Annotated in this window: 23 protein-coding genes and 1 riboswitch; of the genes, 11 read left to right on the forward strand and 12 right to left on the reverse strand. The window is 48.5% G+C overall.

Annotation, left to right across the window (positions count from 1 at the left end; genetic code table 11):
* Positions 1-12: 12 nt before the first annotated feature.
* Complete coding sequence (glnH, locus tag DESAL_RS11530) at positions 13-756, reverse strand: glutamine ABC transporter substrate-binding protein GlnH (protein ID WP_015852161.1); 744 nt, start codon at positions 754-756, stop codon at positions 13-15.
* An 832-nt stretch (positions 757-1,588) separates the two neighbouring features.
* Here glnH and DESAL_RS11535 point away from each other — a divergent pair.
* The 3 genes from DESAL_RS11535 to DESAL_RS11545 all read left to right on the forward strand — a co-directional run bounded on the left by DESAL_RS11535 (position 1,589) and on the right by DESAL_RS11545 (position 6,276).
* Positions 1,589-3,775, forward strand: coding sequence for a glutamine synthetase III family protein (locus DESAL_RS11535; RefSeq protein WP_015852162.1), 2,187 nt, complete (start codon positions 1,589-1,591; stop codon positions 3,773-3,775).
* A 149-nt stretch (positions 3,776-3,924) separates the two neighbouring features.
* Positions 3,925-4,467, forward strand: a complete 543-nt coding sequence (locus tag DESAL_RS11540) for a hypothetical protein (RefSeq protein ID WP_015852163.1) — start codon at positions 3,925-3,927, stop codon at positions 4,465-4,467.
* A 270-nt stretch (positions 4,468-4,737) separates the two neighbouring features.
* A complete protein-coding gene (locus tag DESAL_RS11545; protein ID WP_015852164.1) occupies positions 4,738-6,276 on the forward strand; it encodes a methyl-accepting chemotaxis protein in 1,539 nt (512 codons plus the stop codon).
* A gap of 53 nt (positions 6,277-6,329) precedes the next feature.
* Here DESAL_RS11545 and DESAL_RS11550 read toward each other — a convergent pair whose 3' ends face one another.
* The 3 genes from DESAL_RS11550 to DESAL_RS11560 all read right to left on the reverse strand — a co-directional run bounded on the left by DESAL_RS11550 (position 6,330) and on the right by DESAL_RS11560 (position 9,980).
* Positions 6,330-6,557, reverse strand: a complete 228-nt coding sequence (locus DESAL_RS11550; protein ID WP_015852165.1) for a YgdI/YgdR family lipoprotein — start codon at positions 6,555-6,557, stop codon at positions 6,330-6,332.
* A 68-nt stretch (positions 6,558-6,625) separates the two neighbouring features.
* Positions 6,626-8,278, reverse strand: a complete 1,653-nt coding sequence (locus DESAL_RS11555) for a glycosyltransferase family A protein (protein ID WP_015852166.1) — start codon at positions 8,276-8,278, stop codon at positions 6,626-6,628.
* A gap of 10 nt (positions 8,279-8,288) precedes the next feature.
* Complete coding sequence (locus DESAL_RS11560) at positions 8,289-9,980, reverse strand: CgeB family protein (RefSeq protein ID WP_015852167.1); 1,692 nt, start codon at positions 9,978-9,980, stop codon at positions 8,289-8,291.
* 132 nt (positions 9,981-10,112) lie between these two features.
* Between DESAL_RS11560 and DESAL_RS11565 the strand changes: the two genes are divergently transcribed.
* A complete protein-coding gene (locus DESAL_RS11565) occupies positions 10,113-10,805 on the forward strand; it encodes a CatA-like O-acetyltransferase (RefSeq protein WP_015852168.1) in 693 nt (230 codons plus the stop codon).
* A gap of 113 nt (positions 10,806-10,918) precedes the next feature.
* Here DESAL_RS11565 and DESAL_RS11570 read toward each other — a convergent pair whose 3' ends face one another.
* Positions 10,919-11,179, reverse strand: coding sequence for a GIY-YIG nuclease family protein (locus DESAL_RS11570; protein WP_015852169.1), 261 nt, complete (start codon positions 11,177-11,179; stop codon positions 10,919-10,921).
* Between the two features lie 243 nt (positions 11,180-11,422).
* Between DESAL_RS11570 and DESAL_RS11575 the strand changes: the two genes are divergently transcribed.
* From DESAL_RS11575 to DESAL_RS11595, 5 genes are all read left to right on the forward strand, one after another.
* Positions 11,423-13,417, forward strand: coding sequence for an ABC-F family ATP-binding cassette domain-containing protein (locus DESAL_RS11575; RefSeq protein WP_015852170.1), 1,995 nt, complete (start codon positions 11,423-11,425; stop codon positions 13,415-13,417).
* Positions 13,417-13,821: a (deoxy)nucleoside triphosphate pyrophosphohydrolase gene (locus tag DESAL_RS11580; protein WP_015852171.1), complete on the forward strand. Its 405-nt coding sequence runs from the start codon at positions 13,417-13,419 to the stop codon at positions 13,819-13,821. The genes DESAL_RS11575 and DESAL_RS11580 overlap by 1 nt, the downstream gene beginning before the upstream one ends.
* A gap of 174 nt (positions 13,822-13,995) precedes the next feature.
* Positions 13,996-14,868, forward strand: coding sequence for a methylenetetrahydrofolate reductase (locus DESAL_RS11585; RefSeq protein WP_015852172.1), 873 nt, complete (start codon positions 13,996-13,998; stop codon positions 14,866-14,868).
* A 93-nt stretch (positions 14,869-14,961) separates the two neighbouring features.
* A complete protein-coding gene (locus tag DESAL_RS11590; RefSeq protein WP_015852173.1) occupies positions 14,962-15,990 on the forward strand; it encodes an aspartate-semialdehyde dehydrogenase in 1,029 nt (342 codons plus the stop codon).
* Positions 15,991-16,183: 193 nt separating this feature from the next.
* Complete coding sequence (locus tag DESAL_RS11595) at positions 16,184-17,134, forward strand: aminotransferase class IV (RefSeq protein WP_015852174.1); 951 nt, start codon at positions 16,184-16,186, stop codon at positions 17,132-17,134.
* A gap of 58 nt (positions 17,135-17,192) precedes the next feature.
* Here DESAL_RS11595 and cobI read toward each other — a convergent pair whose 3' ends face one another.
* From cobI to trmFO, 7 genes are all read right to left on the reverse strand, one after another.
* Complete coding sequence (gene cobI, locus DESAL_RS11600; RefSeq protein WP_015852175.1) at positions 17,193-17,900, reverse strand: precorrin-2 C(20)-methyltransferase; 708 nt, start codon at positions 17,898-17,900, stop codon at positions 17,193-17,195.
* Complete coding sequence (locus DESAL_RS11605; RefSeq protein ID WP_245543741.1) at positions 17,901-18,836, reverse strand: ABC transporter substrate-binding protein; 936 nt, start codon at positions 18,834-18,836, stop codon at positions 17,901-17,903.
* Positions 18,754-19,530, reverse strand: a complete 777-nt coding sequence (locus DESAL_RS11610) for an ABC transporter ATP-binding protein (RefSeq protein ID WP_015852177.1) — start codon at positions 19,528-19,530, stop codon at positions 18,754-18,756. The genes DESAL_RS11605 and DESAL_RS11610 overlap by 83 nt, the downstream gene beginning before the upstream one ends.
* A complete protein-coding gene (locus tag DESAL_RS11615; protein ID WP_015852178.1) occupies positions 19,527-20,582 on the reverse strand; it encodes a FecCD family ABC transporter permease in 1,056 nt (351 codons plus the stop codon). Before DESAL_RS11615 ends, DESAL_RS11610 begins: the two co-directional genes overlap by 4 nt.
* Positions 20,583-20,600: 18 nt before the next feature.
* Positions 20,601-21,503: a sirohydrochlorin cobaltochelatase gene (locus tag DESAL_RS11620; RefSeq protein WP_015852179.1), complete on the reverse strand. Its 903-nt coding sequence runs from the start codon at positions 21,501-21,503 to the stop codon at positions 20,601-20,603.
* Between the two features lie 102 nt (positions 21,504-21,605).
* Positions 21,606-21,808: riboswitch (cobalamin riboswitch) on the reverse strand.
* A 25-nt stretch (positions 21,809-21,833) separates the two neighbouring features.
* On the reverse strand, positions 21,834-23,168 hold the full coding sequence (locus tag DESAL_RS11625; RefSeq protein WP_015852180.1) for an MATE family efflux transporter: 1,335 nt from the start codon (positions 23,166-23,168) through the stop codon (positions 21,834-21,836).
* Positions 23,168-24,490 carry a methylenetetrahydrofolate--tRNA-(uracil(54)-C(5))-methyltransferase (FADH(2)-oxidizing) TrmFO gene (trmFO, locus tag DESAL_RS11630; protein ID WP_015852181.1) on the reverse strand — a complete coding sequence of 441 codons (1,323 nt, stop codon included), beginning with the start codon at positions 24,488-24,490 and terminating at the stop codon, positions 23,168-23,170. The genes DESAL_RS11625 and trmFO overlap by 1 nt, the downstream gene beginning before the upstream one ends.
* Before the next feature lie 99 nt (positions 24,491-24,589).
* Between trmFO and DESAL_RS11635 the strand changes: the two genes are divergently transcribed.
* Complete coding sequence (locus DESAL_RS11635) at positions 24,590-25,552, forward strand: ABC transporter ATP-binding protein (protein ID WP_015852182.1); 963 nt, start codon at positions 24,590-24,592, stop codon at positions 25,550-25,552.
* Positions 25,553-25,592: 40 nt separating this feature from the next.
* Positions 25,593-26,549 carry an ABC transporter ATP-binding protein gene (locus DESAL_RS11640; protein ID WP_015852183.1) on the forward strand — a complete coding sequence of 319 codons (957 nt, stop codon included), beginning with the start codon at positions 25,593-25,595 and terminating at the stop codon, positions 26,547-26,549.
* Positions 26,550-26,580: the final 31 nt, after the last annotated feature.

Raw genomic sequence — 26,580 nt, forward strand, 5'->3', positions numbered from 1 at the left:
GTTACAAATAAATTATTTAGGCTCAGTACCGAACCATTTTACGTACAGTTCACGGTAGGTGCCGTCTTCACGCAGGTCTTTGAGAGCTGCGTTAACTTTGGCTACGAGGCTGCTTCCTTTGGGGAAAGCGATTCCGTACTGCTGACCGTTGTAAAGGGGGCCAACAACTTTAACCTGGCCTTTACCGGCTTTACGCATGAAGTCTGCGATAACAGGAGAGTCAAAGATAACCGCATCAGCACCGCCGGTCATGAGTTCCATGAACATAGCGTCGTTGTTGGGGTAAAGCTTAACTTCTTTAGCGCCTGCAGTTTTAGCGAAGTCTGCGGAAGAGGTGCTCAATTTGGTAGCAATGATCTTACCTTTAAGATCTTCAATACCGTTAACAGAGTTTTCGTCTTTCTTAACGAGGATGAGCAGACCGGAATTGTAGTAACCGTCAGAAAAATCGACAACTTTAGCACGCTCAGGCTTAATGGTGATACCTGCGATACCTACATCAAGCTGGTTGGACTGGAGACCGGGAATGATGCCGTTGAAATCCATGGGCTGCAGATCATAATCAGCGCCGATCTTTTTAGCGATAGCTTCCCAAAGCTCGACGTCAAAGCCGGTGTGCTTTCCGGTAGCAGGATCTTTAAACTCAAAAGGAGGGAAACTGGTGTCACAAGCAACAGTAAGTTTACCTGCGAAAGCAGTTCCGACCATGGTAGCGGTAATCAGAGCGGCAACGATTATTGAAAGCAGTTTTTTCATGAATCCTCCAAAAATGAACATCATTTCTTAAAAATCTTCATCAGAATAAAATGAAGATAGACCGATCAACGAGCAATTTACCCGTCGATAATTTGTCGAAGGAGCAAAATTTAGCATCTTTTCATACTAAATTCAAGACGTAGACCGCACAACGATTCAATTAGAAACTCAATCAAACTCGATGGATACGTTATTACTTCCAGAACACATGAGTTTTAAAAGCAAATACTCACCTGATCAACCAATCAATTGATGCCCAACTAATATAAAAATAACTACGACCACACCTAACGTTATTTCGCACATACACTAGTAATTAAATCAAAAATAACGTCCAATTGTCGAGACAGTTTATTCACAAAGCCATCAAAACTTGCGCCACATAACCTTAATAAAACTACGACGGACAGAAATTTCAATGTTTACTACTGACTTTCTAAGTATATTAATGTAGGGATGCCCCAACAAATAAAAACAAGTGCAATCTTTCCCAAACCGTTTTTTTCACGTAAACTAAGGTATCCTATCCCAAAAAAAACAGTTTGACCAATCAAATTATACAATTTTGTAACACCTTTAACCGTCATTCAAGCTTTCATTAAAAATAATTACATTTTTGTAACAAAATAGAGCCGCCCAACATGGTTAATTCTACATTTTTGTAAGATACACAAACAGCAAAAACAGGCTGAAACCAAATAAACATCTGTAATATAGAGCTTTTTCAAACTACGGCACGCCTCCTGCTTAAGTCTGAGCAGGTTTGATTAACGCCCAAAACTCTTCGCCAAGCGAAGATCACTAATAAAAAAGATTCAAGGAGTTTTTTCAAATGAGTTCAAACACCTCCCGCCAGGGTGCGATCACAGCAGTGACCAACTACTCTACCCCTGAAGCTTCCTTCAGCTTTGCCGACACAAAACCCACCGAACTCTTCGGCTGCAATGTCTTCAACGACAACGTAATGAAGGATAGACTTCCCAAGAAAGTCTATAAATCCCTGAAAAAGACCATTGAAGACGGTGCTGCAATCGATCCTTCCATCGCTGATACTGTTGCAAATGCAATGAAAGAATGGGCCATGGAAAAAGGCGCTACTCATTACACTCACGTTTTCTACCCCCTGACCGGCCTGACCGCGGAAAAGCACGACAGCTTCATCTCCCCCGACGGCAGCGGCAACTGCATTGCCGAATTCGAAGGCAAACTGCTTATTCAGGGCGAACCCGATGCTTCAAGCTTCCCCAACGGCGGCCTGCGCGCTACCTTTGAAGCACGAGGTTACACTGCATGGGACGTAACCAGCCCAGCTTACATCCTCGAAAACCCAAACGGAACCTTCCTTTGCATCCCCACCGCATTCATTTCATGGAAAGGTGAAGCTCTCGACAAGAAAACACCTCTGCTGAAAGCAACTCAGGTGGTTAACACCTCCGCACAGCGCATTCTTAATATTTTCGGCGACAAATCCGGCAACCGCGTAGCCTCCAACGCCGGCCCCGAACAGGAATACTTCCTTATTGACCGCAACTTCTTCTTCGCGCGCCCAGACCTTATGATGTCCGGCAGAACCCTTTTCGGCGCCAAACCCGCAAAAGGACAGGAACTGGATGACCACTACTTCGGCGCAGTTCCCCGCCGCGTCCTCTCCTTTATGATGGACGTTGAACACGAGCTCTACAAGCTGGGAGTTCCGGTAAAAACCCGTCACAATGAAGTAGCTCCCGGACAGTTCGAAGTCGCTCCTGTCTACGAACAGTCCAACATTGCTACCGACCACAACCAGATGATCATGACCACTCTCAAGAGCGTGGCTAAACGTCATGGCATGGTCTGCCTGCTGCACGAAAAGCCTTTTGCAGGAATCAACGGCTCCGGTAAACACGTAAACTATTCCTTGAGCTGCAACGGACACGGCTCCCTCTTCGATCCGGGTGACAATCCCCATGAAAACGCACAGTTCCTTATTTTCTGTGCCGCAGTTATCCGCGCAGTACACATGCACAGCAAACTCCTGCGCGCAGTAGTTGCTACTGCTTCCAATGACCACCGTCTTGGAGCAAACGAAGCACCTCCGGCAATTATGTCCATCTTCCTCGGCGAACATCTCTCCGAAATCTTTAACAAGATTCAGGAAGGAAACTCCCCGACCCCGACCTCTACCGGTTTCCTCAAGGCTGGCGTAGACACTCTGCCTCCGCTGCCCAGAGATGCTGGTGACCGTAACCGTACCAGCCCGTTCGCGTTCACCGGTAACCGTTTTGAGTTCCGCGCAGTAGGTTCCAACCTCTCCATCGCAGGACCTCAGGTTGCACTGAACACCATGATGGCTGAATCCCTTGATTTCATCGCTGATGAAATGGAAGCTTTCATGGGCGGCGACGAGTCCAAACTCAATGATGCTGTAAACAAAGTCATCAAAGACATCATGGACAAACACGGTCAGGTTGTTTTCAACGGTGACGGCTACTCTGAAGAATGGCACAAGGAAGCAGTTGAAGAACGCGGTCTGCCTAACCTGCGCACTTCCGCAGACGCAATCCCCGAACTCTCTTCTCCTGAAACCGTAGAAATGTTCACCAAATACGGTGTATTCACCAAAGAAGAGCTGGAAAGCCGTAAAGAAATCTATCTTGAACAGTACAACCAGGCTATCGTCACCGAAGCAGCTCTGGTAACCAAGCTCGCTAAGACTCACATCCTTCCCGGCGCAGTTCGCTACCAGAAAGAACTGGCTGAAACCTGCGCAGCAATGAAAGCCATCGGTGTAGAGTTCACCACCGGAACTCTTGAAGACCTGACCGCCAAACTTCGCGGCATGCAGTCTGCCAACATCGAACTTGAAAAAGTCATGGCAGCCAAACCTGAAGGCGATGTTGAAGAAGAAGCAAAATACCTCTGCTGTACCGCTCTTCCCGCAATGCTGGAAGTCCGTAAATACGCAGACCAGCTCGAAGAAGTTGTAGCAGACGACCTCTGGTGCCTGCCCAGCTACTCTGAAATGCTGTTCATCAAATAATTACTACTGCCATATCCCAATACCAAGAAGGGTCCCTGCTTCACATGAAGCAGGGACCCTTCCTTTTTAATCAACCCTCTTTACAAAATCTTAATTTAATATATACCCATAATCATTAGTCGAGGGTAAATAATCTGTTTGGAGGAATAATGCTTAAAAAAATACTGTTACTGGTCGTATTGACCTTCCTTTTCGCATTCACAGCGAATGCCATGTCCCCTCTTACCGGAGATCAGGTAGAACGAGTTGTTAAAACTCTTGAACAACTGGACCCGATCATGGACCAAATGGAAGAAGAAATGAAACAGTCGGGTGAAAGCGATGTAGATCCTTTCAATCCGGAAATGCTTAACAACGAATTTGCCATGCTTTATGGGTACACCCCGAAAGCAAAAAGTATCATCGAGGCAAACGGATTCACACACAAGACATGGCCTGAAACCGCAAGCCGCGTGATTAAAGCGTTTGCCTCTATCGCCATGGAAACGGAAGGAAACGCAGGCATGGCAGAGCTTGAAGCTGCAATAGCCCAAATGGAAGCTGATCCGAACATGAGCCCGGAACAGAAAAAAATGATGAAAGAACACATGCTGTCTTCCATGAAAATGGCCAAAGCCATGATAAAAGCACCTGCCGAGGATGTAAAAGTTGTACGTCCTTATTTTGATAAACTTTCCAATGCTATGGAATAAAGCCATATCTTCCAATACATTTTAAAGAGGCCATATGGCCTCTTTTTTTTGCACAAGCAATTGTGACACATAATATAACGCACTAAAAATACTTAAGTTCAACGATCAGTCTCATTAATGCCAACTAACAATGTGCAAATATGACTCACTTTTACTTATTCAAAACAATACCAATAAAGACCTGACCATTGTTACGATAGCAAAACAAAGACATGGCACCAATTATGCTTCTGGTCACTCAGCACTTCTACCAAAGAACGGGAGACCAAAATGACTGTACGCCTGTATGCCTTCATTGTAATAATTGCCCTTCTACTTGGAGCAGCACTATTCTTCATCCATAGTCCATTAGCTATCATCATTATTTCAATTGCAATTGTATCATTGCTCGTCTTCGGCATCCTTATAACACGCCGGATAATTTCGCCGATTAAAATGCTCATCGGTGAGGTAGAAAGAATTTCCAGTGCAGACTACACCCCCATCCCCCACCACAATTTCATGGCAGAAATCGGAGTTCTTTCAACTGCAATCGAAGGACTCAACAACATACTGAATGAAAAAGTAGGCATGAGCGAATCCATGCTCGGAAACATTATGACTCCTATGGTAGTGGTCGATCCTGCAGGCAACATCAGATGGATCAATGAAAGCATTATAAAATTAATTGAAGAGGATGGAGAGCCACGCAAATACATCGGTCAGGACTTCTCAACTTTCTTCTACGGCAAAAAGCAAGAAACGGTATCCGAAAGATGTATGGAAGAAAAAAAGCAACTCTTCGTCAAAGGACAAGTTGACGGACGTAAAGGCACAACAAAATATATATCTGTTGCCTCCTCACCAATTTTCGATTCCCGAAACAATCTGCTCGGCGGGTTTACCACCATCATGGACTTCACGAACATCAAGCTCAAAGAAGACTTCATCACTGCCCAGAATGAGAAAATTGCCAAGGGAGTGACAGATGCCACAAAAATATCCGAACAGCTTGCAGGAACTTCTGATGAAATAAGCTCTGAAATCCATAACTCAAGCAAGGGCATACATGACCAGCGAGCAAGAACAGAAGAAGTGGCAACTTCCATGGAACAAATGAATGCCTCCATCCTTGAAGTTTCCAGAAACTCCAGTGATGCGGCCCGTATGGCCCGCCAGACTCAGGAAACAGCCAACGACGGTTCCGGGCTTGTTGAAAATGTCATCGGGGTAATGGACGAAGTGAATATGAAAGCCGGAAATCTCAAACAGGAGATGGGCACCCTTAAAACCCACAGCAACGGCATCACCACCATTATGCAGGTCATATCCGACATTGCAGACCAGACCAACCTTCTTGCCCTAAACGCCGCCATTGAAGCAGCCAGAGCCGGGGAAGCAGGGAGAGGTTTTTCCGTTGTAGCCGATGAAATCAGAAAACTTGCTGAAAACACCATGCACGCAACCAAGGAAGTCGGCGAATACATAAATGCTATCCAAAGCAGTTCACAGAAAAGCACTTCTGCCACAGAAGAAACTCTGCACAGCATTCAGCAGGCCACAGAAATGTGCGGCAAAGCAGATACAGCGCTTAAACAGATTCTTGATATATCGAAAAAAACAGCAGGCCAAGTTGAGGGGATAGCAACAGCAGCAGAACAGCAGTCAGCCGCCAGTGAAGAAATTACAAGCGCAATTGATATGGTAAACAATATCGCAACGCAGACTTCAAATTCAATGGATATGGTTTCCGGTGCAGTTTCAGAACTTGCATCACTAGCAACAGACCTCGATGAATTCATGAACAAGATGCAAACTCAAGAAGCATAAAAAAAGCCGGGATCTCGCCTAATGGGAGATCCCGGCTTATTCTGTTTAAAATTCTATTTTTTATTTTCCTCAATCTGCTGCACATCTTCGCGCTTGATTGTTGTCTGCTGGCCACCAAGATTCTCATAGGTATAGGTATTGGAATCTTTATTATATTGCGGTGCGCCCACACTTACCGCAGTAGAGCCATCTGTCTTGGTAATTGTATGATGCTTTGACCCGCATCCGGCAAAAACCAACATACCAACACACAATAAGCCCGCAACTAAAATATGTTTCATTTTCCACTCCTTCTATGGTTTGGAAAACTCTAACAGATTATTACATGTACAACAACGAGCTTAATTAACTATTCTACTTCCTTCATCACATGCCCTACTTTGAGAGCCTTCCCGGTGAAATCATTTTCCAAGCGCTCGATATCACGTTCAATAATCGCCGCAACATCCCGCGCTTCATATTTGGATTCCAGTTTCAGCACATTGCCTGCACCGCTTCCACGGGCGGCTCGGTTGATTGATACGGCAGAACCGGACTTACGTTTATGCTGAACTTTGAGTTTACCCTGATACACCGCGGTTTTCCCGGCCTTGGCAAGCATCAGATCATGATCAAGGTCGTCATACTGGGTAGGTGAATAACGCAGATCAAAATCTCCGCTCTGGCTCAAAATATCCTGCCTGAAAAGATGAAAGCACCCGGTAACGGAAACACAGGGACGGCAATAATCAAACTGACCGTAATCAAGATCCTGATTATATGGGTCAAGATAAGCAAACTCGAAACTGCGGACCACATCTTCAAATCCAGCAGGAGTCTCACGCAGATGCAAGTCCGCATGCTGGATTACTTCCTGCTGATCCTCGTTCACAACCTTGCAGCCCCAGACACCGGCTTCAGGATAAGATTCCACCGCTGCACTTAAATGCGACTGCCAATCCGCCGGAATAGTGGCATCATCATCAAGATAGGCCACATAATCATAGAGCTTAAGCTCATTCATATTCTTCAACCAGTTACGTGCCGCCGGAGCTCCTACATTGACCGGAAGATCTATGCGGCTGAAACGCTCCCCAAGCTGTTCTTTCCAACGGCTTAGTACTTCGGAAGTATGATCCGAGCTTCCGTTATCGAGCGCGAAAATATGAACATTATCCAACGGAGACTGCGCCAGAGACTTGAGCGTCTCGTCAAAGTCATCCGCTTTGTTAAAAGTATACAGACAAACTGCAACCTGACCGTTGAGAAGTTTCGAACCGCCACCGCCGAGCAAACGATCATAAACCTTAAACCAAGTATTGACCTGCCACGGACGGGCTGTCATACGATCCCGCCAAAGGATCATCGCTTCATCACGCCTGCCCATCCGGTCTACGCTCTCGGCAAGCCGCAGCAAGTTTTCCCCCAGAATCAATGCTCCATCAGAAGTGTCGGAATAAATAGCCTCGGCATGCTCATAGTCACCGGAGCAAAAAGCAATATCTCCGGCATATTTATTGAGCACCATATTCATGGTTGTAGGCCAGTCACGGGCAAGGGCAGCACTGGCAACCTCGTGTCTGCCGAGAAAAAATGCCAGATCGAGCAGATGGGACAGCCAAAAAAGATTCTCCGGTTCACGCTCAGTCTGCTTGGAAAGATAATCGAGCAGCTTATCCTTATCATCTTTAGCGATAAGCCGTTGCAGGTAGCCCAGATTCTCAGGAATGGCACTGTTTGAGGCAATCAGCGACATATTTTCCACCAATGGCGCAGGCAGAAAATTCAACTGCTTGTTGATAGCCAGCAGATTGGATGCAAGTTGTCCGTCCAAAGGACTGGCTTCCCATGCAGCCAGAAACATATCCACACCCAGATCAATGAGCGCACTTTTCTCTCGGCTGCTTTCGGCACTGTTTATAATCCGGTTAGCGGTTTCCATAAGATGAGGCTTGCCATGCCCTGAAACCAGAAGCCGATAGCGGGAAGCAGTATCCAGAAATCCCCAGAATTTACCTGACATAATCTTATTCCTACCCGAATGTTTGACGCATTTTTTCCAGCAAAGTGGAAAGCCTGTGTTCGTAGGTATGTTCGGCCATAATCCGTTTACGAGCGGCAGCAGTTACCTTGCTCCGTCCAGCATCATCAGCCAGCCACTTTTCCAGCAGCGGACCGATTTCCGAAATTTCATTATAGGCAATGATCTCAGTGCCCGGTTCAAAAAGAGCTTCCATCTGCTCACGATAATCAGTAAGCACAAATCCACCGCAAGCCGGAACATCAAAAACCCGCTGATTAACCGCACCTTTCATCTGCCTGCTGGTGCAATTGAATCCGACCTTGGACATGGGATAAAATCCGGGCAGATCATTATAATAATCCAAAGATGACAGATAACGCCAGTTTCCTTTTGCCAGCAGTTCATGCCAGCCGTCATCGCCTACAATAAGGGGGTTAAACGGCAACAATTCCAGTACGCAGGACAAACGATAGCGGCGGGTTGCCTCCCATGTAATCAAACCTTCAAAGGAAAGTCTGTTTTCATCAGTGGCTAAATTTTCCATCTTCTCCAGAAGTTCCGGATGCGAATTTCGCAAAAATTCTTCCACAGAAAGCTCAGCCCGTTCACCGAACTCTATTGCCAGTTCCGGCACTCTCTGCTCAAACTCGGCATCCAGTCCACTGGACCGCAGATACTTGTCCACCGCATGAACCATGGAATTACCGAGAAAAGACACATCAGCCTGCCATTCAGCCCGCCCCGGAAGCCCCGGTTTGAAACGCTCTACATCTGTTGCAAGCGGAAGGTAGAATACATTACCAAAGCCCTTCTCGCTCATAATTGCTAGATTCCCGGCATCATAAGTAAAGATGGCGGTTAAATCAGGCGAAACATCGGCATAGCGGTAAAGAATCAGGTGCGGATTATCAACGAACCACGAGGCCAAAGGAAGTTTAAGTTTCAAGAGCAGGTCAGTAAGCTTACCTTCCCGGTCCACACCGAAATGATTTACGGTCAGTGCAAAGTCGGGCTTAAAATCAACAACCGTACGCAACAGATCTTCCACAAATCCTTCACGCACCGTGTCCCCGGTTCCAATATCCACACTACGAAATTCAATACCCAAACGCTCAAGCGCGGCAGTGATCTCGCCCATCAGGAAATATTTACGATAGAAGAATAATACTTTCGGCTTTTCATTTCTAAATTTCGGATAAGCAACCTCGGCCCAGAAATCTACTGGCTCGGAATCCTTTTCATCCGCAAGGGTGTTGCCGATAGCAAGATACCAGTCACGATCCAGTCGCTGGTATAAGGGAATCTTCACAAGTTCCAGCGGACCGTTACCGTTAGCAGAACGCCACTGCCGAACCTGTTCCAGAACCTGAACCGGATCACCACTCAACCATGTAACCTGAGGATGATCCCGATACTCAGCTGCGCCGGAAGTTTCAGCTATCAAAGGATCATTATCCAGCACTGCCACCGGACCGGATTTCAGCAACTCTTCTATGCATACCCCAAGCCCGGCACCAAGCAATACGGGCAGCTTTCCGGGAGCAACCGCTCCAGCCATTCCGCGTTCGCGTTCTGCACCTTTACGCCCCCAGAGGTGCCATTTCTTGCCGTCAATATGGATGCGCACATCAACAACGCTATCCTGATCCATCACTGGTTCTACATTGTAAGCTCGTTTCGACATATTGAATATGTATGTCATTACAGCATGCTGTGACAATCCTTGATTGTGATTTTTTTAGATAAGTAATGAACTGTTTACGGACCGCCCATTCATTCGTTATAGCTGGCCCAAATTCGATTTTAAAACTAAAAAATATATACGGAAAAACTCATGACAAACAAAGCCCTGCTGACTGAAAGCAAAATAGAATTTCTGGACATGGAAACATGGGAACGAGCTGAACACTTTACCTTTTTTCAATCCCTATGCACCAGCCGTTACGGTTTCACCGTGCAGCAGGATGTGACCGAACTTTTCAACTACCGTAAAGAACAGAACCTCGGTTCCGCAAAAATTCGTTTCTCTTCCATACTCTATTATCTGGCAACCCGTGCGGCGAATGAAGTACCTGAATTCCGCACCCGCATAGTGGAAGGCAAACCGGCAATTTACGATGTAATCCATCCGGCATTCACATACATCCCTAAAGGCCGTAATCTGCACGCCAACTGCCTCTGCCGTTTCGGTGACAATTTCAACGAAACCGCAGCGAACATTGAAGTTGCCCGTCAAGCTGCAGACGAGAAACCTACCCTCACTCCAGCAGGGGGAGATAAATCCAATCTGTTCTATTTCAGCGTAGTCAACGGCGTGGCCTTCACTTCTGCCAGCAACCCTTGGGGAAACTGCAACACAGACTCAGTGCCCCGAATCCTGTTCGGGCATGTAACAGAGAATGAAACCGGCAGAAAAATAATGCCCGTGGCAGTAGAAGCCCTGCACGGCCTCATGGACGGCAAGCATTTCGGTGAGTTTTTTCAAAAATTTGATGAGATGTGTAAGGAACCGGGGGATTATTTGTAGGAAGCCTCCGGCGGCCCTTCGGGGACCAAAGAACCTTTTTAAAAAAGGGTTCTCTGGACCCTCCCAAAACTTTTATTATGCTTCGCAAATAGCACATTAAGACGAAATTTAATTTACCCTTGCGTTGCCAAATCCCTCAGATAATCGACCTTCTGCGCTGCCTTCTTCCGCTTAACAGCGTACTCAGCGCGATAGGCTGCTCGTTTATCCGGAAAAGCTTCGTATGCCTCAAATTCAACAGGCAAACGGCAACGGGTATACTTTGCGCCCTTGCCGGAATTGTGCTCTTCCAGCCTGCGCTCCGGGTCAGTGGTTACACCGCAGTAGAGGGAATTGTCGCTGCAACGCAGCAGATATACGTACCATGTGCTCATGAATTTGGGATAGCCGTTACTACGATTGCGGTCAAAACTTTATTCTTGAATCATATTTGCTGATTAACGTCCGGTAACACCCATTTGCCCTTGCATTCTGTGCCCTGAACATATAATTTGACGGGCTTACTTAGTTTATGACCGCTTAATGCAATCATTACTGCGTTTCGCGTATCCATATTATAAATTTCATTCAATTTTCTGCCTTTTTGAGAGGGCCGAGAGCCCTAAACCGGAGACCTGATGCCCAGAATTACTATTTCATCCCTTGAAAAATCCTATAACGGGGAAGACCTTTTCAGCGACCTTTCATTTGAAGTAAGTGCCGGGATGCGCCTTGCCGTAGCCGGACCGAACGGTTGCGGTAAATCCACTCTGCTTAAGCTTATTGCCGGAAAGATCGAACCGGACGCTGGTGTACTCTCCATCTCAAAAGGTGCCCGCCTCGGCTATGTAGCTCAGGAACTTACCGGGGAAATACTTGAACATACTCTGCTCAGTTGGGTTCTCTCCGCTCTGCCCTCATGGAATAAACTTTGGGAACAGTGGGAAGAAGCCGGACAGAAGAATGATCAGGCTCACATGGAACGGCTTTCCGAAAAGCAGGCCGAACTAGAGCATCAGTTCGGATATAATCCCGAACACAAAGCCCGCACCATCCTGACCGGACTGGGCTTTTCCGAACATGACCTGCTCAGCAAAATCAAAGAACTTTCCGGTGGATGGCGTGAACGCGCCAAGCTGGGACGTGTTCTGCTGCAGGGAGCAGACCTGCTCCTCTTGGACGAACCTACCAACCACCTTGACCTTGAAGCCGTGGAATGGCTGGAAAGCTACCTGCTTTCCTTCCGTGGCGCGGTAATCTACGTGGCTCACGACCGTATTTTTCTGGATAAAGTCGGTACCCACGTGCTTTTTCTCGGTTCCGGCCGTCCACAAGTCAGACGCGGTAACTTCACAGAATTTCTTAAATGGCAAGCTGAAAACGCAGAACAGCGCAGCCGTGAAGCGGCCAAGCTTTCCGCACGCATTGAGGCTGAGAACTCCTACATCAACCGCTTCCGGGTCAAGGCACGCAAAGCAGCGCAGGCCCAGTCCAAGATCAAAAAAGTGGAAAAGATGTCCAAGGAGCTGAACAAGATTCAGGGAGAAGCCGAACTTAACCGTTCCGGTAGAACTCTGAGTTTCCGCCTCCCGCCTACTTCCCGAGGAGACAAAGCAGCCATCAACGTGGTTGATCTTGAATTCTCCTATGACGGCAAGCCGCCGTCCATCTGGCCCCTGCTCAATTTCCAGCTTTTCCGGGGCAAAAAGGTAGCTCTTGCCGCACCCAACGGCGCAGGTAAATCCACCCTGCTCAAGGTGATCATGGGCACACTCAAGCCTAACGCCGGTTTTGCCAAGGTCGGGCAGAACACAAGCTTGGCCTACTTCAGTCAGCACCAGAGCGAAATCCTGCGCGATGAAGCCACAGCATTATCTGAGATCCGCCGTCTCTGCGACCCGGACACCACCGAGGAACAGCTCAAGAGTGTACTCGGCCTGTTCCTGCTTGGTGAAGGATACTTTGAACGCAAGGTTTCCGCCCTTTCCGGTGGAGAAAAGAACAGACTGATCCTTGCATCACTTTTTCTTTCACGAGCCAACCTGCTCATTCTTGACGAACCTACAAACCATCTGGACCTTGAAAGTCGTGAAGGTTTGATTCGGGCCTTGAAGGACTATGACGGCACTCTTTTCTTTGTAGCGCATGACCGCTATCTGCTTGGTCAAGTTGCAGACGAAATCTGGGCTTTGACTGACTCGGGTATCGAAACATTTTTCTCTTTCGAGGAGTACGACAACCACCGCAAAGAGAAGCTTGCAGCACCTAGCGCCAAAACCGAATCCGAAGATTCCAGCGACAGCTACAAACCGGCTAAACGCAAGCTGAGCAAGGAAGACAAGCGCAAACAGGCTGAAATACGCAATGCATTGTACAAAGAACTCAAACCCAAGACCGCAGAATACGAGAAGCTTGAAAAGGATCTTGAAAAGACTCTCGAAGATCAGGCGATCATGGAAGAGCAGCTTAACGATCCTGAGCTATACAGTGACGGGGCAGCCGCCGTGGAACTGAACTCTCGTTATACAGAAACCAGTGCTTGGGCTGATGAATTAATGGAAAAGATGGCTGTACTCGAAGAAGAAATTGCAGAACTTGAAGAACGCAAGAAACAGCTTTTGGAAGAAGGTTAATGAGTAAAAGGCCAATTGAAGTTGTTGCAGGCGTTATTTGGAAAGATGGTCTTTTTCTTTCTGCAGAACGTCCAGCAGGTAAAGATTATGCAGGATGGTGGGAGTTCCCCGGCGGCAAGGTCGAATTTAATGAATCCCTAGGCGATGCACTGGTACGCGAACTTCAGGAAGAACTGGGTATAACACCTACAAACTTTGACTTCTGGATGGAAAAGACTGTAGAGTACCCCGAATATACAGTACACTTAAATTTTTTCGACATCTGGGAATTTTCTGGTAAAGTGTTATCACTTGAAAATCAGCGTTTTGACTGGTTTGATATAACCGACATACGCGATGTTAAATTCCTGCCCGTCAATTACGAAATCCTAAAAATGCTGAAAGAACGGGAACTTAAAAAGTAAGTTCTCTCCCCTCACAATCTGCCAGATAGAACGGCGAAGCCTACTAAAAGTTTTTGGGATTCTAGCATTAGCCCTTAAGCAAGCGGTCTTCCGCGAGTCCTAGGGATAACGACAGTGAAACAAAACTTTTTTTCAAAAAAGGTTTACGCCGCCGGAGGCATACAGGAGACTATCATGAAAATTATCGACTTAATCAATAAAAACGGACAGTTCATCTCGCTGGAATTCTTTCCTCCCAAGGATCGCGAATCTTGGCCTAAATTTTTTGAGGTTGTAGATAAACTCAAAGTACTGAATCCTCTGTTTGCTTCCGTAACTTACGGTGCTGGTGGCGGAACACAAGACAATTCACTTGAAATTGTCAAAAGAATGAAGCAGGATGCAGGCATTGAGCCTCTCGCACACCTGACCTGCGTCGGTGCCAGCCCTGAAAACATCAGTGAATTTGTTTCCGCACTCCAAGAGGCGGACGTTGAAAACATCCTTGCCCTGCGTGGCGATGCCCCTGCTGATGATAAGGATTTCGATTTCAACACCCAGACCTTCAAGCATGGCTCCGATCTGGTAACTTACGTTAAAGACAAACATCCCGGTGTTGGCATTGCTGTAGCCGGATACCCAGAAGCACACCTTGAATCCCCTTCCATTAAAGAGGACTTCAAGTGGATGAAATATAAAATCGATGAGGGCGGCGAATTCATCATCACCCAGCTCTTTTTCGATAACCGGGTTTACTTTGATTTCTGCGACAGACTCAAGGGAATGGGCATTGATGTTCCCGTACTTCCCGGAGTACTTCCCATCATGAGCCTTAAGTCTGCGAAATTCATTCTTTCCCTGTGCGGCGCTGCTATTCCCGGAAAATTCCTCAGTGCACTGGAAAAGGCCCATGCAGAAGGCGGAGATGAAGCGGTATACAAACTGGGTATTGAATTCGCTACCAAGCAGGCACAGGAACTGCTGGACGGCGGCGCACCCGGAGTTCATCTTTACACTTTGAACAGAGCTAAAGCCTGCCTTGAAATCGGTCAGGCATTAAAATTTTAATACGGCTATCGAACGGCATCTTAACATGCCTAAACAGATTAACAAATAAACCGGACTGCCGATGGTCCGGGTCAAGAATACGGAGGTTTAGCTATGAGTACCAAAAATCCTAGAGTTGCTGTTGTAGGGGCCACAGGCGCGGTTGGACGTGAAATGCTCAAAGTCCTTGAGCAGCGTGACTTCCCCGCATCCGAAGTTGTTCCTTTTTCTTCCGCCCGTTCCGCAGGAACCAAAGTTCCCTATAAAGGTGAAGAGCTCACCGTTATTGAACTGAAAGAAGATTCCTTTGAAGGCTTCGACCTTGCTCTCTTTTCCGCAGGCGGCGGTACCTCCGAAAAATTCGCACCCCTTGCTGCTAAAGCAGGCTGCGTAGTAGTAGATAACTCCAGCCAGTGGCGCATGGATCCCAAAATTCCCCTCGTTGTTCCCGAAGTAAACCCCGAAGACCTCGACTGGCACCCCGGCATCATCGCCAACCCCAACTGTTCCACCATTCAGATGGTAGTTGCGCTGAAGCCCATTCACGATGCTGCAAAAATCAAGCGAATCATTGTTTCCACCTACCAGGCTGTATCCGGCACCGGACAGAAAGCCATCACCGAACTGGAAACTCAGGTAAGCAGACTTTTCAATGGCAAGGAAGTTGTCCCCAGTGCCTACCCTCACCAGATCGCCTTCAACTGCCTGCCGCACATCGATGTTTTCATGGATAACGGCTACACCAAGGAAGAAATGAAGATGGTCAATGAGACCAAGAAAATCATGGGCGATGATTCCATCAAACTCACCGCTACCACCGTACGTGTACCTGTTTTCTACAGCCACTCCGAGTCCGTCAACATCGAAACCGAGGAAAAAGTTACTGTTGAGGAATGCCGCAACATGCTTTCAAGCTTCCCCGGTGTTACCGTTGTGGACTACCCCGAAAAGAACCTCTACCCCATGGCTATCGACGCCACTGGTGAAGATGATGTTTTCGTTGGACGTATTCGCGAAGACGAAACCATCGAGAACGGCCTGAACATGTGGATTGTTTCCGATAACATCCGCAAAGGAGCTGCACTGAACACCGTACAGATCGCCGAGACACTCATCGAACGCGATCTGGTTCGTGTAAAATAGCATAATAGCTACCTATAATTTTAAAAAGCGGTGAAGTTTAAATGAACTTCACCGCTTTTTTATTCTGTATTCCCACTTGCGGAAGATTGTCCTTTGGCGATAGTATAACAATGCTTTGTTAATGAATATTTCTGCAAGGCTTATGGCGGTTATGATCCCTGACGGGGTTTAAATAAATTTACGGAGTCCGGAATTGATTAAAAAAGTAGACAGCAACGAATATATTGATGCCATGCTTTCCGCCATGCGTGCGGGAACCGAAAAGATCTGCGCATTTTACGAACACCGCATCGGGTTGGTCTGCACAGACCCTAAGCTCATGCTTATGCCTTGGGATGACCACTTGGTCCATCGCGGAGATGGCGTCTTTGAAAGCATGAAGTTCGTGGATGGCAAACTATACCAGCTTGAACCGCACCTGCGCCGCATGAAACGTTCGGCACGCACTATCAGTCTGGAACCGCCCTGCTCTTGGGATGAGCTTAGAGATATCATTCTGGAAGTGGCAGGAGCATCCGGAGTTGATTCAGGTATGGTCAGGGTAATGCTTGGACGCGGGCCCGGAGGATTTGGCATCACTCCATATGAATGCCCTGTTCCGTCCCTGTACATTGTAGTCTACAAACTCGAGCCCAAGCCTGAGTCATGGTATGAAAAAGGCGTAACCGCTTTCAGAAGCAAGGTTCCGGCAAAGCAGCCTTATCTGGCAACAATCAAATCCATCGATTACCTGCCTAACGTAATGATGAAAATCAACGCCAAGGAAGAAGGATTTGACGTCCCCTTCTGCTTTGATGACCTCAGCTTCCTCGCAGAGGGTGCAACCGAAAATGTTTGCATTGTCGCTCAGGACGGCAAGCTGTATACACCGAAATTTACCAATTCTCTGGCAGGCACTACCATTGCCCGCGCCCTTCAACTCATCGAAGACGAAATTGAAGTTGATTTCAGGGCCATCTCAGAAGAAGACATCCTGCTGGCCCGCGAGGTCATCATCTGCGGCACATCAATAGATGCCGTAGGGGTTGTTCGCTATAACAAAAAGCCCATTCACGATGTCCGCCCCGGTCCCATCTGCAAACGCATGCGCGAATTGCTGCAAAAAGACCTTCAGGAAACAGGGACACCGATTATTAAGAGCTAAAAAAAAAGGCCGTGAATCTTTCTGGATTCACGGCCCTTTTATTTTGAAATAAAGATTACTACTTACGCGCAGTCAGCAGCATAAGTGAAAGATAGTTCGTTTTTTCAGGAACCTCATTGATATCCAGATAAATGGCCTCGCCATCCAGTCCCAGACGGGTGTAGAATTTGACGTCCATCTTATCCATTTCATTCACAGTATCACGCAGTTCCGGGAAATTGCGATAGGCTTTGAGAATCACCGCATTATCAACGTGATCCAAAGACTCAGCAAACTTTTCAGGATTGGCAACACCGGAAGTAAGAAGCAGGTTCTGCCCGGACTCAACCAACACCTGCTGCGATCTTGCTGCCGCAGCCTGATAGGAAGTAATCCCCGGTACAACTTCAAATTCAACCTCAGGGCACAGCCGCTTCATGGTCTGCATCATGTAGCCGAAAGTGGAATAAATCAGAGGATCACCAAGGGTCAAAAAGGCCGCTGTCCTACCACCTTTGAGCATATCGCAGGCAATACGGCAGTTTTCCTCCCATGCCTCGGTAAGTACATCTTTATCACGGGTCATGGGATAACCAAGTTTAACCACCTCACAATCATCACGTACAAATTCAGAGGCAATTTCAAGGGAGTGGGAATACTCGTTCTTGGTGGATGAAGCAGCGAAGACGATATCTACTTTCTCGAGCACACGAACGGCTCTCACGGTCAGCAGATCAGAATCACCGGGGCCGACCCCGATACCATATATTTTTCCAGAATTACTCATTTACTTCTCTTTGTTATTAAAGAGGAAGTCCGCAAGAATTTCCACGGCTTCCACATTTCTGGGACCGGGCCGGGAAAAGACCGACTCGTCCACCTTTAAAATTCGTTTATTACGCACCGCATCAATCAACTTAAAATGACTACGCTCATCGGGCCTGACCGGGGAAGGATTCATACGTCCGGTCTGATAAACGTAAGTTCGCGGATTCAGCCTCATCAGCTCTTCCTCGCCCATACGCACAATCTTTTTATGATTGCTGATGCAGTTAATTCCCCCGGCATGGCGGATTATGTCATTAACTATCGATCCCTGCCCTGCTGCCAGCAGATTGGGGTAACGTATTTCAAAAAACACCGATGGCAGCACGGATGAAGTAACGTACTTTTGCAACACCGAATCCAGCCGCGCATTCATGGACTCAATTAAACCAGAAGCTGACTCAGGTTCTCCGGTAAGCACACCGAGTCTACGAACCATAAAAAACATTTCCTCAAACGAGGCAACCTTGAACATAGCGCAAGGAATGCCCCTTGTTTTAAGCGGTTCGAGAGCTGTTGCCGCCTGTGATCTCCCAGCCATCTGCAAAACAAGATCAGGCTTCAGGGCTACGATCAGTTCCGGGTTAGGCCGCATGTGCGTACCTATGGACGGCAGGGCCGTAATCTGCTCCGGGTAATGGTCCGCAGCAGTCCGGGCCACCAGTCTATCTCCAAGGTCCATAGCGTACAAAATCTCATTGAATGAGCCGTAAAGGGCCACAATACGCTTTGCCGGAGCCTGCAAGGTCACCTCATTACCGAAATCATCAGTAATGGAAAGCGCTGCCTGCCCCGCGGACGCAGTTCCTGCAAAACTAATCAGTAGCAGGAGAAAAAAGAACCTGCGGAACGCCGAGACGCGGATGCTCAACAACCGCCACAGATGTTTCATAAACATTTGAAATATTTTCCTCTGTCATAACTTCCGCAGGAGAACCGTCCAATACCAAATTTCCCTTACGCAGAAAGACAAGACGGTCAAAATACAGAGCTGCGAGATTAAGATCATGGATCACGCAGGCGATTGTTGCGCCATCGCGATTCATACTTTTCAGCAGATCAAAAAGCTCGATCTTTCCTGCTACGTCCACACCTGACGAAGCTTCATCCAGCACCATAATCCGGGCCTGTTGTGCTACAGTGCGGGCCATAAGCACCCGCTGAAATTCTCCACCTGAAAGCTCAGCAACTGAACGCTCTGACAAATGACCGATACCGACCCGCTCAATGGCTTCGGTACAAATCCGTTCATCCTCTGCATCATAGCCGAAAAAACCTGACCCGTGCGCATAACGCCCCATCATGACCATGGATTTAACGGTCAGCCCGAAAGCGGGGTCCACCCTTTGCGGGAGCACAGCCATAATCCCAGCCAATTCGCGTGGGCGATATGCTTTGACCTCCTGCCCTTCAATCTCAATCCGGCCCTCCAAGGGAGAAAGCACCCCTGAAATTGACGAAACAAGGGTCGTCTTGCCGCTACCATTGGGACCGAGAATGGCAGTCATGGAACCAGCAGGCAAATCAAGATTTATTCCATGCAAAACTTCACGCCCTGCGTATCCGGCTTTCAAATTCGTAATCCTGATCATGAACTGCCCCCCTTAAAACCGGAACGCAATACAATGCAGAAAAAAGGTCCACCGAGCAGCGCAGTAACTACGCCCACCGGAAGTTCCTCGCCGCCGGAAAGCAGCGAACGGGCAATGACATCAGACCAGACCAAAAGCAAACCGCCCAAAAGGGAAGAGGAAATCAGCAACGGTCTGTGCTCCGCGCCCTGAAACATACGAACCAGATGGGGAACAATCAGCCCTACGAATCCGATAATCCCGGAAACAGCCACCGCCGCCCCGGTCAATAGACCGGAACCGATCAGCAGGGCCATACGAACCTTGGAAACATCCATGCCCAAATGACGGGCCTGAGTCTCACCGAGAGACAGGATATCCAGCTCGCGGGAATAATAAACCAGCGGAATCATTCCAGCGATAAAGTACGGCAGAAACAGCTGCAAGTGATCCCAGCCACGCCCCTGAAAGCTGCCCATAATCCAAAAGACAATGGAGGTTACGGATTCCTCATCAAGGGACTTAAGCAGGGAAATTAGTGCAGAAAGAAAAGTCGCCACCACAATCCCGGCAAGAACCATGGTTTCACGGCGAAGCCTTCCACCGATGCGCCCAAGCATAAGCACCGCGCCGAGCGCAGCCATTGCTCCGGCAAGAGCTGCCAGCGGCAGGAAAAGATTCCCGAATCTGGCCCAAAGCTCCGCACCCAACATGGTCGAACCTGAAAAAATAGCAAGACTGGCCCCAAAAGCCGCTCCACTGCTCACGCCGAGGGTAAACGGGTCAGCCAACGGGTTACGCAGGATTCCCTGATAGACAGTTCCGGCTACAGCCAAAGACATGCCCACCAGAAACGACAGGCAAACCCGGCTCAAGCGCAGATCAATAATAATAAAGGAAAGGGCCTGATCGACCTTCTGTGTGCCGATTCCAAGAGCGGATTTGAAGACCGCCAGCACCTGCGCCGGATCAGTTCCGTAGGCCCCGAAAAGACAGGCGGCAAAGATGGAAATAGGCACGAACAAAGACAAGACACAGACTGCCAGTGCTCTTCTATTGCCGGAAAAAACCATCTTCACCGCCCGATTTAATTAGTGGTCGCCGAGGTGCTTGAAAGCAACCTTGAGGTGATCAACCCAGATATCCAGAACCTGCGGAAATTCGGCGGTTCCCTTGAGTACGGGAACACACTTGTAGCCCAGCTTGGACAGTTCGGATTTCCATGAGTCAGCTTCATCACCAGCCATATCGTTACGGGCATGGTCACCGGCAACGGACATGTACGGCATGAGATAGACTTTCTTAGCCTTGCTCTTCTTGAGCAGTTCTTTCACTTCATCAAGAGAAGGAGCACCTTCAACAGTGCCTACAAAAATCTTGGGATCAACTTTGGAGAAGTAATCCTGAGAAGCGGGATAGTAGATATTGGCAGCATGGTGGGTGCCATGCCCCATAAGAACAACAGCATCCTTGGCCTTACGATCCTTGGGGATGTTGGCGATTATAGCTTTTACGGCGCGACGCATATCATCGTCAGAGTAAAGAAGCGGTTTACCCACGGTTACTTTGCTCATACCCTTGGGCATGCCTTCGAACCGTTTTACTGTGTCATAGATGCCTTCAAACTCTTCTCCGGGGATGGTGTGCAGGGACTGCACTGCCACATGAGTAAAACCTTCATCCATCATTCTGGTCATGGCCATTACCGGGGAATCAACTCCACGGCCTTCTTTTGCCAGAATATTCCTGATAATCGCGGAAGAGTACGCCCAGCGCACAGGAACGCCGGGAAAAGCCTCTTTCACAGCCTTATCAATGGCAGCAAATGCAGGCTTGGTTTCAGGCATGCTGGAACCGAAAGCTGCAACCAGGATTCCTTTTTTGACAGGCTTTGCATCGCCGTGTCCGGCCATGGCAAATGAAGGGATTAGCAAAAAACAAACCAGTAGAAATGCGGGGAAGAACTTGAATTTGTCCCCAAAACGGTACTGCATAACAGTCTCCTCAAATTTGGGGGGCTTAAAAATAGCGGCACCGCACACATAAAATTGCGCAGTGATTTCTGACAGGTAAAAGCCCCGTTATCCGTCAGAATGATCGTGATTTGCACCCGGGCAGGTCTTCCGACTCGTCCCATTTCACCCGGCCTTCCCGAAAATTTATTCAGTGGCACACAGGACCGGATTTATTCCGGCCACACGGGGTAAAACCGTTAAGGACTCACGGCGGCGGGTCCGTTCCCGACTTTAACGGGATTCCCTATTAAGCTCGTGAGAGCGCCTCAGGCAAAGGCTAAATATGATTGTTCACTTAGTATGTCAATATCAGCGTACAGCAAGCGGCCCATCACCGATTCCGGGCCAGATGCGAATCATCCCAAGCAGAGCGCGCAATGTTGTCCATAATCCGGCCACAATCCAAATCCAAAACAACATCTGCTGCGGATGAATCCAATCTACCACAAAAAGAACCGTCGCACTCGTCAATACTGCCGTGAGCATGGCATTACGCAGATAACGAAAATCTCCCGTCCCCAGATGAATTCCGTCAGTGGCAAAAGAAAGCGCATTAATGGGCTGCAAAAAAGTAACCGCCAGCCAAGCCGGGCCAAAAACCATGGTAGCTTCTTCCGGCACCAACAACCATGCAACAGGCTCTTGTCCAAGATACATACCGATAGTCAGCAACACACCAGTCCCAAAACTCCATTTGCAGACCAGAGAAGCAACTTTACGAGCAGTACCCCGGTCAGCTCGGCCTACAAAATAGCCAACCAGTGACTGTCCACTGATGGCAAAAGCATCCAGAAAAAGAGCCAGAAAAACAAAGAACTGACGAATAGCCTGATGTGCGGCACCCGATTCCGCGCCAGCTTTGGTGGCAAAACGGGTACAGAGCAGCAGAAACAGACAGACGCAGCCAGTGCGCACAAACATGTCCCCGCCGATAACAAAGAGCCTGCGGGCATCAGCAAGGCTGAATCCGGTATTAAATCCGTAATGCTTACGCACTACCAGCACTGCCCAGATAGCGCCGATCCACTGACTGATGGCACTTGCCAGCGCAGCACCGCCAACGCCCATAACCGGAAACGGCCCCTTACCGAAAACAAGGCACCAGTCCAGCACCACGTTGATGGCATTCATGCCCAACGCAATCCACAGCGGAGATCGCATATCCTGATAGCCGCGCAAAGAGCCGAAACAGGAAAGCACCACCAGCACTGCCGGGGCACCCAGTAGACGGTAACTCATATAATCCACAGCTAGATCGCGGACAGCACCCTCACCGCCCATCAATCCGGAAATGCTCCCTAAAAAGGGAAAGACTGCGAACATCAGCACCAGACCAATAACAGCAGAAATACCGGCAGCCATCCAGCCAAGGGATGAAGCCCTTTCCAGATCGCCCTTGCCAAGGGCATGCGAAACCTCGGTCTGGGTACCGATACCAAGAAATCCGAAAACCCAGAACACAGACGAGAATACAATGGTCCCGATACCAAGCGCGGAGAGTGCTTCCGGGCCGAGCTTGGCAACAAATGCAGTATCCACCAGCCCGGTCAAAGGCTCGGCGACCATAGAGAAAAGAACCGGAATTGCCAGTGTCAGCAATGTCCGGTTCGGTTTAATTTCAAATGGATGTTGTTTGTTTGTCATTACTTTTTAATATTCTCTTCAAACCAAGCTTCAAAAAGATCCATTGCTCGTTTGCCATACAGTTCCTTGCGGACGCGCTTAGGTGCACGTTTTTTAAGTGCAGGCATAAGTCCGAACTGGACGTTGGAAGGCTGGAAATTCTTCTTGGCTTCGCGCAGATGCCCGAGCAGTGCTCCCATGGAAGTTTCCGGCGGAGGTGCGGGAAGTTCGTTGCCCTTGGCCTGTTCAGCGAGCATGCGCCCTACCCAGAGACCGCAGGCAGCTGATTCGAGGTAGCCTTCCACTCCGGTAATCTGTCCTGCAAGGTGGATGCGTGAATCTGCCTTGAGAGCCAGTTTTTCGTCCAGAACTTCAGGAGCGTTGACGTAAGTATTGCGGTGAATGGAGCCCATGCGCAGAAATTCAACATCTTCAAGGCCGGGAATCATACGGAAAATACGCTTCTGCTCCGGGTACTTGAGCTTGGTCTGAAAGCCGACAAGGTTGAAGGCGGTCTTATCCTTATTCTCTGCACGGAGCTGAACCACGGCGTAAGCCTGCTCTTCAGTGCGGGGATCAATCAGGCCAACGGGCTTGAGCGGTCCAAAAGCAAGGGTCATGTCGCCACGGTCAGCCATTTCCTCAATGGGCAGGCAGCCTTCAAAATGGATTTCCTTTTCAAATTCGCGGGGAACAACACGTTCGCCTTCTTTAAGTTCCTTGATGAAGGAGTTGTACTGTTCCTCAGTCATGGGACAGTTCAGATAGTCATCATCTTCAGGCTTATAGCGGGAACCGAAGAAAGCCACGTCCATGTTAACGGAATCACGGCTCACGATAGGCGCGATGGCATCATAAAAATAAAGACGCTGTTCGCCTATTTTGGACATCAGACTCTCGGTCAGCCCTTCGGAGGCCAGCGGTCCAGCGCAAACAACAATCTTAGAAAAGTCAACAAGCTCGGGATCATCAAACGAGGTAATTTCCTTACGGACTACGGTGATGAATTCATTCTGCTCGATTTCTTCAGTGACAAGCTTGGAGAATACCTCACGATCCACAGCCAAGGCGGAACCTGCGGGAACACGGGCCTTCATTGCAGCTTTCATGAGTACGGAATCAAGAGCTTCCATTTCCTTCTTAAGCACACCGATAGCAGTATTCAGCTCACCGGAGCGTAAGGAATTGGAACAGACCAGTTCAGCCAGACCGGGCAGATGATGGGCCTCGGAATATTTATCGGGCTTCATTTCATAAAGAACTACCTGAATTTCAGCCTTTGCCAGCTGCATTGCACATTCACACCCAGCCAGTCCGCCACCGATTACAGCAATTTTATCCACGTATATTACTCCAAAGTCGATTGTATTTTTCAGTTATCTCAATTAATAAATGATAGATGTGTTTCGCGATCCTGCAAAATTATATCTAACTCACCATTTATGACCGCACCAATCTTAAAAATCAAGAATCTGACCACATCTTTCGCCACTCCGGGCGGAATCATTAAAGCTGTGGATAATGCCAGTCTGGACTTAGGGCAAGGAGAAACTTTAGCCATTGTCGGTGAATCAGGCTGCGGGAAGACAGTACTCTCCCTCTCGGTGATGGGCCTTATCCCAGATCCTCCGGGACGAATCACCGCAGGACAAGTGCTCTATCGTGATCAAGACCTCGTGCAACTTTCTGAACAGGAAATGCAAAAAGTCCGCGGCAACAAACTTTCAATGGTTTTTCAGGAACCCATGACCTCGCTCAACCCGGTCTTTAAAATCGGAGACCAGATCGGCGAAACATTACGGTTGCATAAAGGGATGGATAAGCATCAGGCCGCCGAAGCAGCAGTAGAAGCACTCAAACTGGTCGGAATTCCCAATCCTCATAAGCGGATCAGCAACTTTCCGCATGAACTGAGCGGAGGTATGCGTCAGCGGGTCATGATTGCTATGGCACTGGTCTGCTCGCCGGAAATCCTTATTGCCGATGAACCCACCACCGCACTGGACGTAACTATTCAATCCCAGATTCTGCGGCTGCTGGATGACCTTAAGAACAAAATGAACGGCTCACTCATGCTCATCACCCACGATCTCGGAGTGGTAGCACGGGTAGCCACCCGTGTTGCGGTTATGTACGCCGGACAGGTTGTGGAATCCGCATCCATCTCGGACACCTTCAAGGAACCGCTCCATCCATACACGCAGGGGCTGCTTAATTCTGTGCCAAGACTTGGCTGCCGCACTGCACTGACTCCCATTCCCGGTAACGTCCCTGCCCTTTTGGATTTACCCAAGGGCTGTCGATTCCATCCCCGCTGTGACCGTGCTTTTGATCTTTGCCGGGAGCAGGAACCTCAACTTTTAAATAAAGACGGCAGACAAGTACGCTGCTGGCTGCATACATAGCGCAACGAACTTAAAATCAATCCTTCGCAATGAGTTGAGAATGAGTGAAAACATACTGGAAATAAAAGATATTAAACGCCACTATCCCGTCAGCAACGGGCTTTTTTCCTTATCCAAGGCAACTGTTAAGGCTGTTAACGGCATTACCCTTGAAGTAAAGAAAGGTGAAACCCTCGGTCTTGTAGGCGAATCAGGATGTGGCAAATCCACCCTTGCCAGATTACTCACCGGACTGGAAAAGCCGGATCAGGGCAGTATAAATTTCAAAGGGCGCAAACTTGACGAATGGACCGCAACAGAGCGCAGCACCATGCTTCAAATGGTATTTCAGGACCCATACTCTTCGCTCAATCCCCGCCAGAGAATCGGAAAAATTATTTCCGAATCCATGCGCATTCATAAATCAGGCAGCAAGGACGAAATCCAGCAACGAGTCGAAGAACTGCTGGTGCAGGTAGGATTAAGACCTGAACACCACAAACGTTATCCGCACGAATTTTCAGGCGGCCAGCGTCAACGAGTGGCGATCGCACGGGCCATTGCCATGAACCCGGACCTAATCATCTGCGATGAACCTGTATCCGCGCTGGATGTGTCAGTACAGGCGCAGGTCCTCAACCTGCTCAAATCCATTCAGCAGGAATTCGGCCTGAGTTATGTTTTCATTTCCCACGATCTTTCAGTGGTCAGCCATATCAGTGATCGTGTGGCGGTTATGTATCTCGGGCAGCTCATGGAGATTGCCACTGCCGAAGAGCTTTACCGCAACCCCCAGCACCCATACACCCAGATCCTTCTCGATGCTGTCCCGGTTCCTGATCCGGCTGTTCAGGGAGAAGATGTTGTCATAAGCGGAGATATACCCAGTCCCATCTCTCCTCCTTCAGGCTGCCCCTTTCATACCCGCTGTCCCAAAGCGATGGAGATATGCTCACAGGCCCAGCCGGAACTGAAAGAAACCGAGGACGACCATAGAGTGGCTTGTCATTTGTATTAAAAAAGGCCGGAGCATTTGCCCCGGCCTTTCA

Source organism: Maridesulfovibrio salexigens DSM 2638, assembly GCF_000023445.1.
In the GTDB taxonomy this organism is placed as follows: domain Bacteria; phylum Desulfobacterota; class Desulfovibrionia; order Desulfovibrionales; family Desulfovibrionaceae; genus Maridesulfovibrio; species Maridesulfovibrio salexigens.

Excerpts from the sequence above, each read along its gene's own strand:
- DESAL_RS11545 (WP_015852164.1), top strand. The coding sequence starts at position 4,738 with ATGACTGTACGCCTGTATGCCTTCATTGTAATAATTGCCCTTCTACTT.
- DESAL_RS11535 (WP_015852162.1), top strand. The coding sequence starts at position 1,589 with ATGAGTTCAAACACCTCCCGCCAGGGTGCGATCACAGCAGTGACCAAC.
- DESAL_RS11615 (WP_015852178.1), bottom strand. The coding sequence starts at position 20,582 with ATGGTTTTTTCCGGCAATAGAAGAGCACTGGCAGTCTGTGTCTTGTCT.
- DESAL_RS11580 (WP_015852171.1), top strand. The coding sequence starts at position 13,417 with ATGAGTAAAAGGCCAATTGAAGTTGTTGCAGGCGTTATTTGGAAAGAT.
- DESAL_RS11565 (WP_015852168.1), top strand. The coding sequence starts at position 10,113 with ATGACAAACAAAGCCCTGCTGACTGAAAGCAAAATAGAATTTCTGGAC.
- DESAL_RS11635 (WP_015852182.1), top strand. The coding sequence starts at position 24,590 with ATGACCGCACCAATCTTAAAAATCAAGAATCTGACCACATCTTTCGCC.
- DESAL_RS11540 (WP_015852163.1), top strand. The coding sequence starts at position 3,925 with ATGCTTAAAAAAATACTGTTACTGGTCGTATTGACCTTCCTTTTCGCA.
- glnH (WP_015852161.1), bottom strand. The coding sequence starts at position 756 with ATGAAAAAACTGCTTTCAATAATCGTTGCCGCTCTGATTACCGCTACC.
- DESAL_RS11585 (WP_015852172.1), top strand. The coding sequence starts at position 13,996 with ATGAAAATTATCGACTTAATCAATAAAAACGGACAGTTCATCTCGCTG.
- cobI (WP_015852175.1), bottom strand. The coding sequence starts at position 17,900 with ATGAGTAATTCTGGAAAAATATATGGTATCGGGGTCGGCCCCGGTGAT.
- DESAL_RS11640 (WP_015852183.1), top strand. The coding sequence starts at position 25,593 with ATGAGTGAAAACATACTGGAAATAAAAGATATTAAACGCCACTATCCC.
- DESAL_RS11605 (WP_245543741.1), bottom strand. The coding sequence starts at position 18,836 with ATGTTTATGAAACATCTGTGGCGGTTGTTGAGCATCCGCGTCTCGGCG.
- DESAL_RS11590 (WP_015852173.1), top strand. The coding sequence starts at position 14,962 with ATGAGTACCAAAAATCCTAGAGTTGCTGTTGTAGGGGCCACAGGCGCG.
- DESAL_RS11625 (WP_015852180.1), bottom strand. The coding sequence starts at position 23,168 with ATGACAAACAAACAACATCCATTTGAAATTAAACCGAACCGGACATTG.
- DESAL_RS11560 (WP_015852167.1), bottom strand. The coding sequence starts at position 9,980 with ATGACATACATATTCAATATGTCGAAACGAGCTTACAATGTAGAACCA.
- DESAL_RS11550 (WP_015852165.1), bottom strand. The coding sequence starts at position 6,557 with ATGAAACATATTTTAGTTGCGGGCTTATTGTGTGTTGGTATGTTGGTT.
- DESAL_RS11610 (WP_015852177.1), bottom strand. The coding sequence starts at position 19,530 with ATGATCAGGATTACGAATTTGAAAGCCGGATACGCAGGGCGTGAAGTT.
- DESAL_RS11570 (WP_015852169.1), bottom strand. The coding sequence starts at position 11,179 with ATGAGCACATGGTACGTATATCTGCTGCGTTGCAGCGACAATTCCCTC.
- DESAL_RS11620 (WP_015852179.1), bottom strand. The coding sequence starts at position 21,503 with ATGCAGTACCGTTTTGGGGACAAATTCAAGTTCTTCCCCGCATTTCTA.
- DESAL_RS11555 (WP_015852166.1), bottom strand. The coding sequence starts at position 8,278 with ATGTCAGGTAAATTCTGGGGATTTCTGGATACTGCTTCCCGCTATCGG.
- DESAL_RS11575 (WP_015852170.1), top strand. The coding sequence starts at position 11,423 with ATGCCCAGAATTACTATTTCATCCCTTGAAAAATCCTATAACGGGGAA.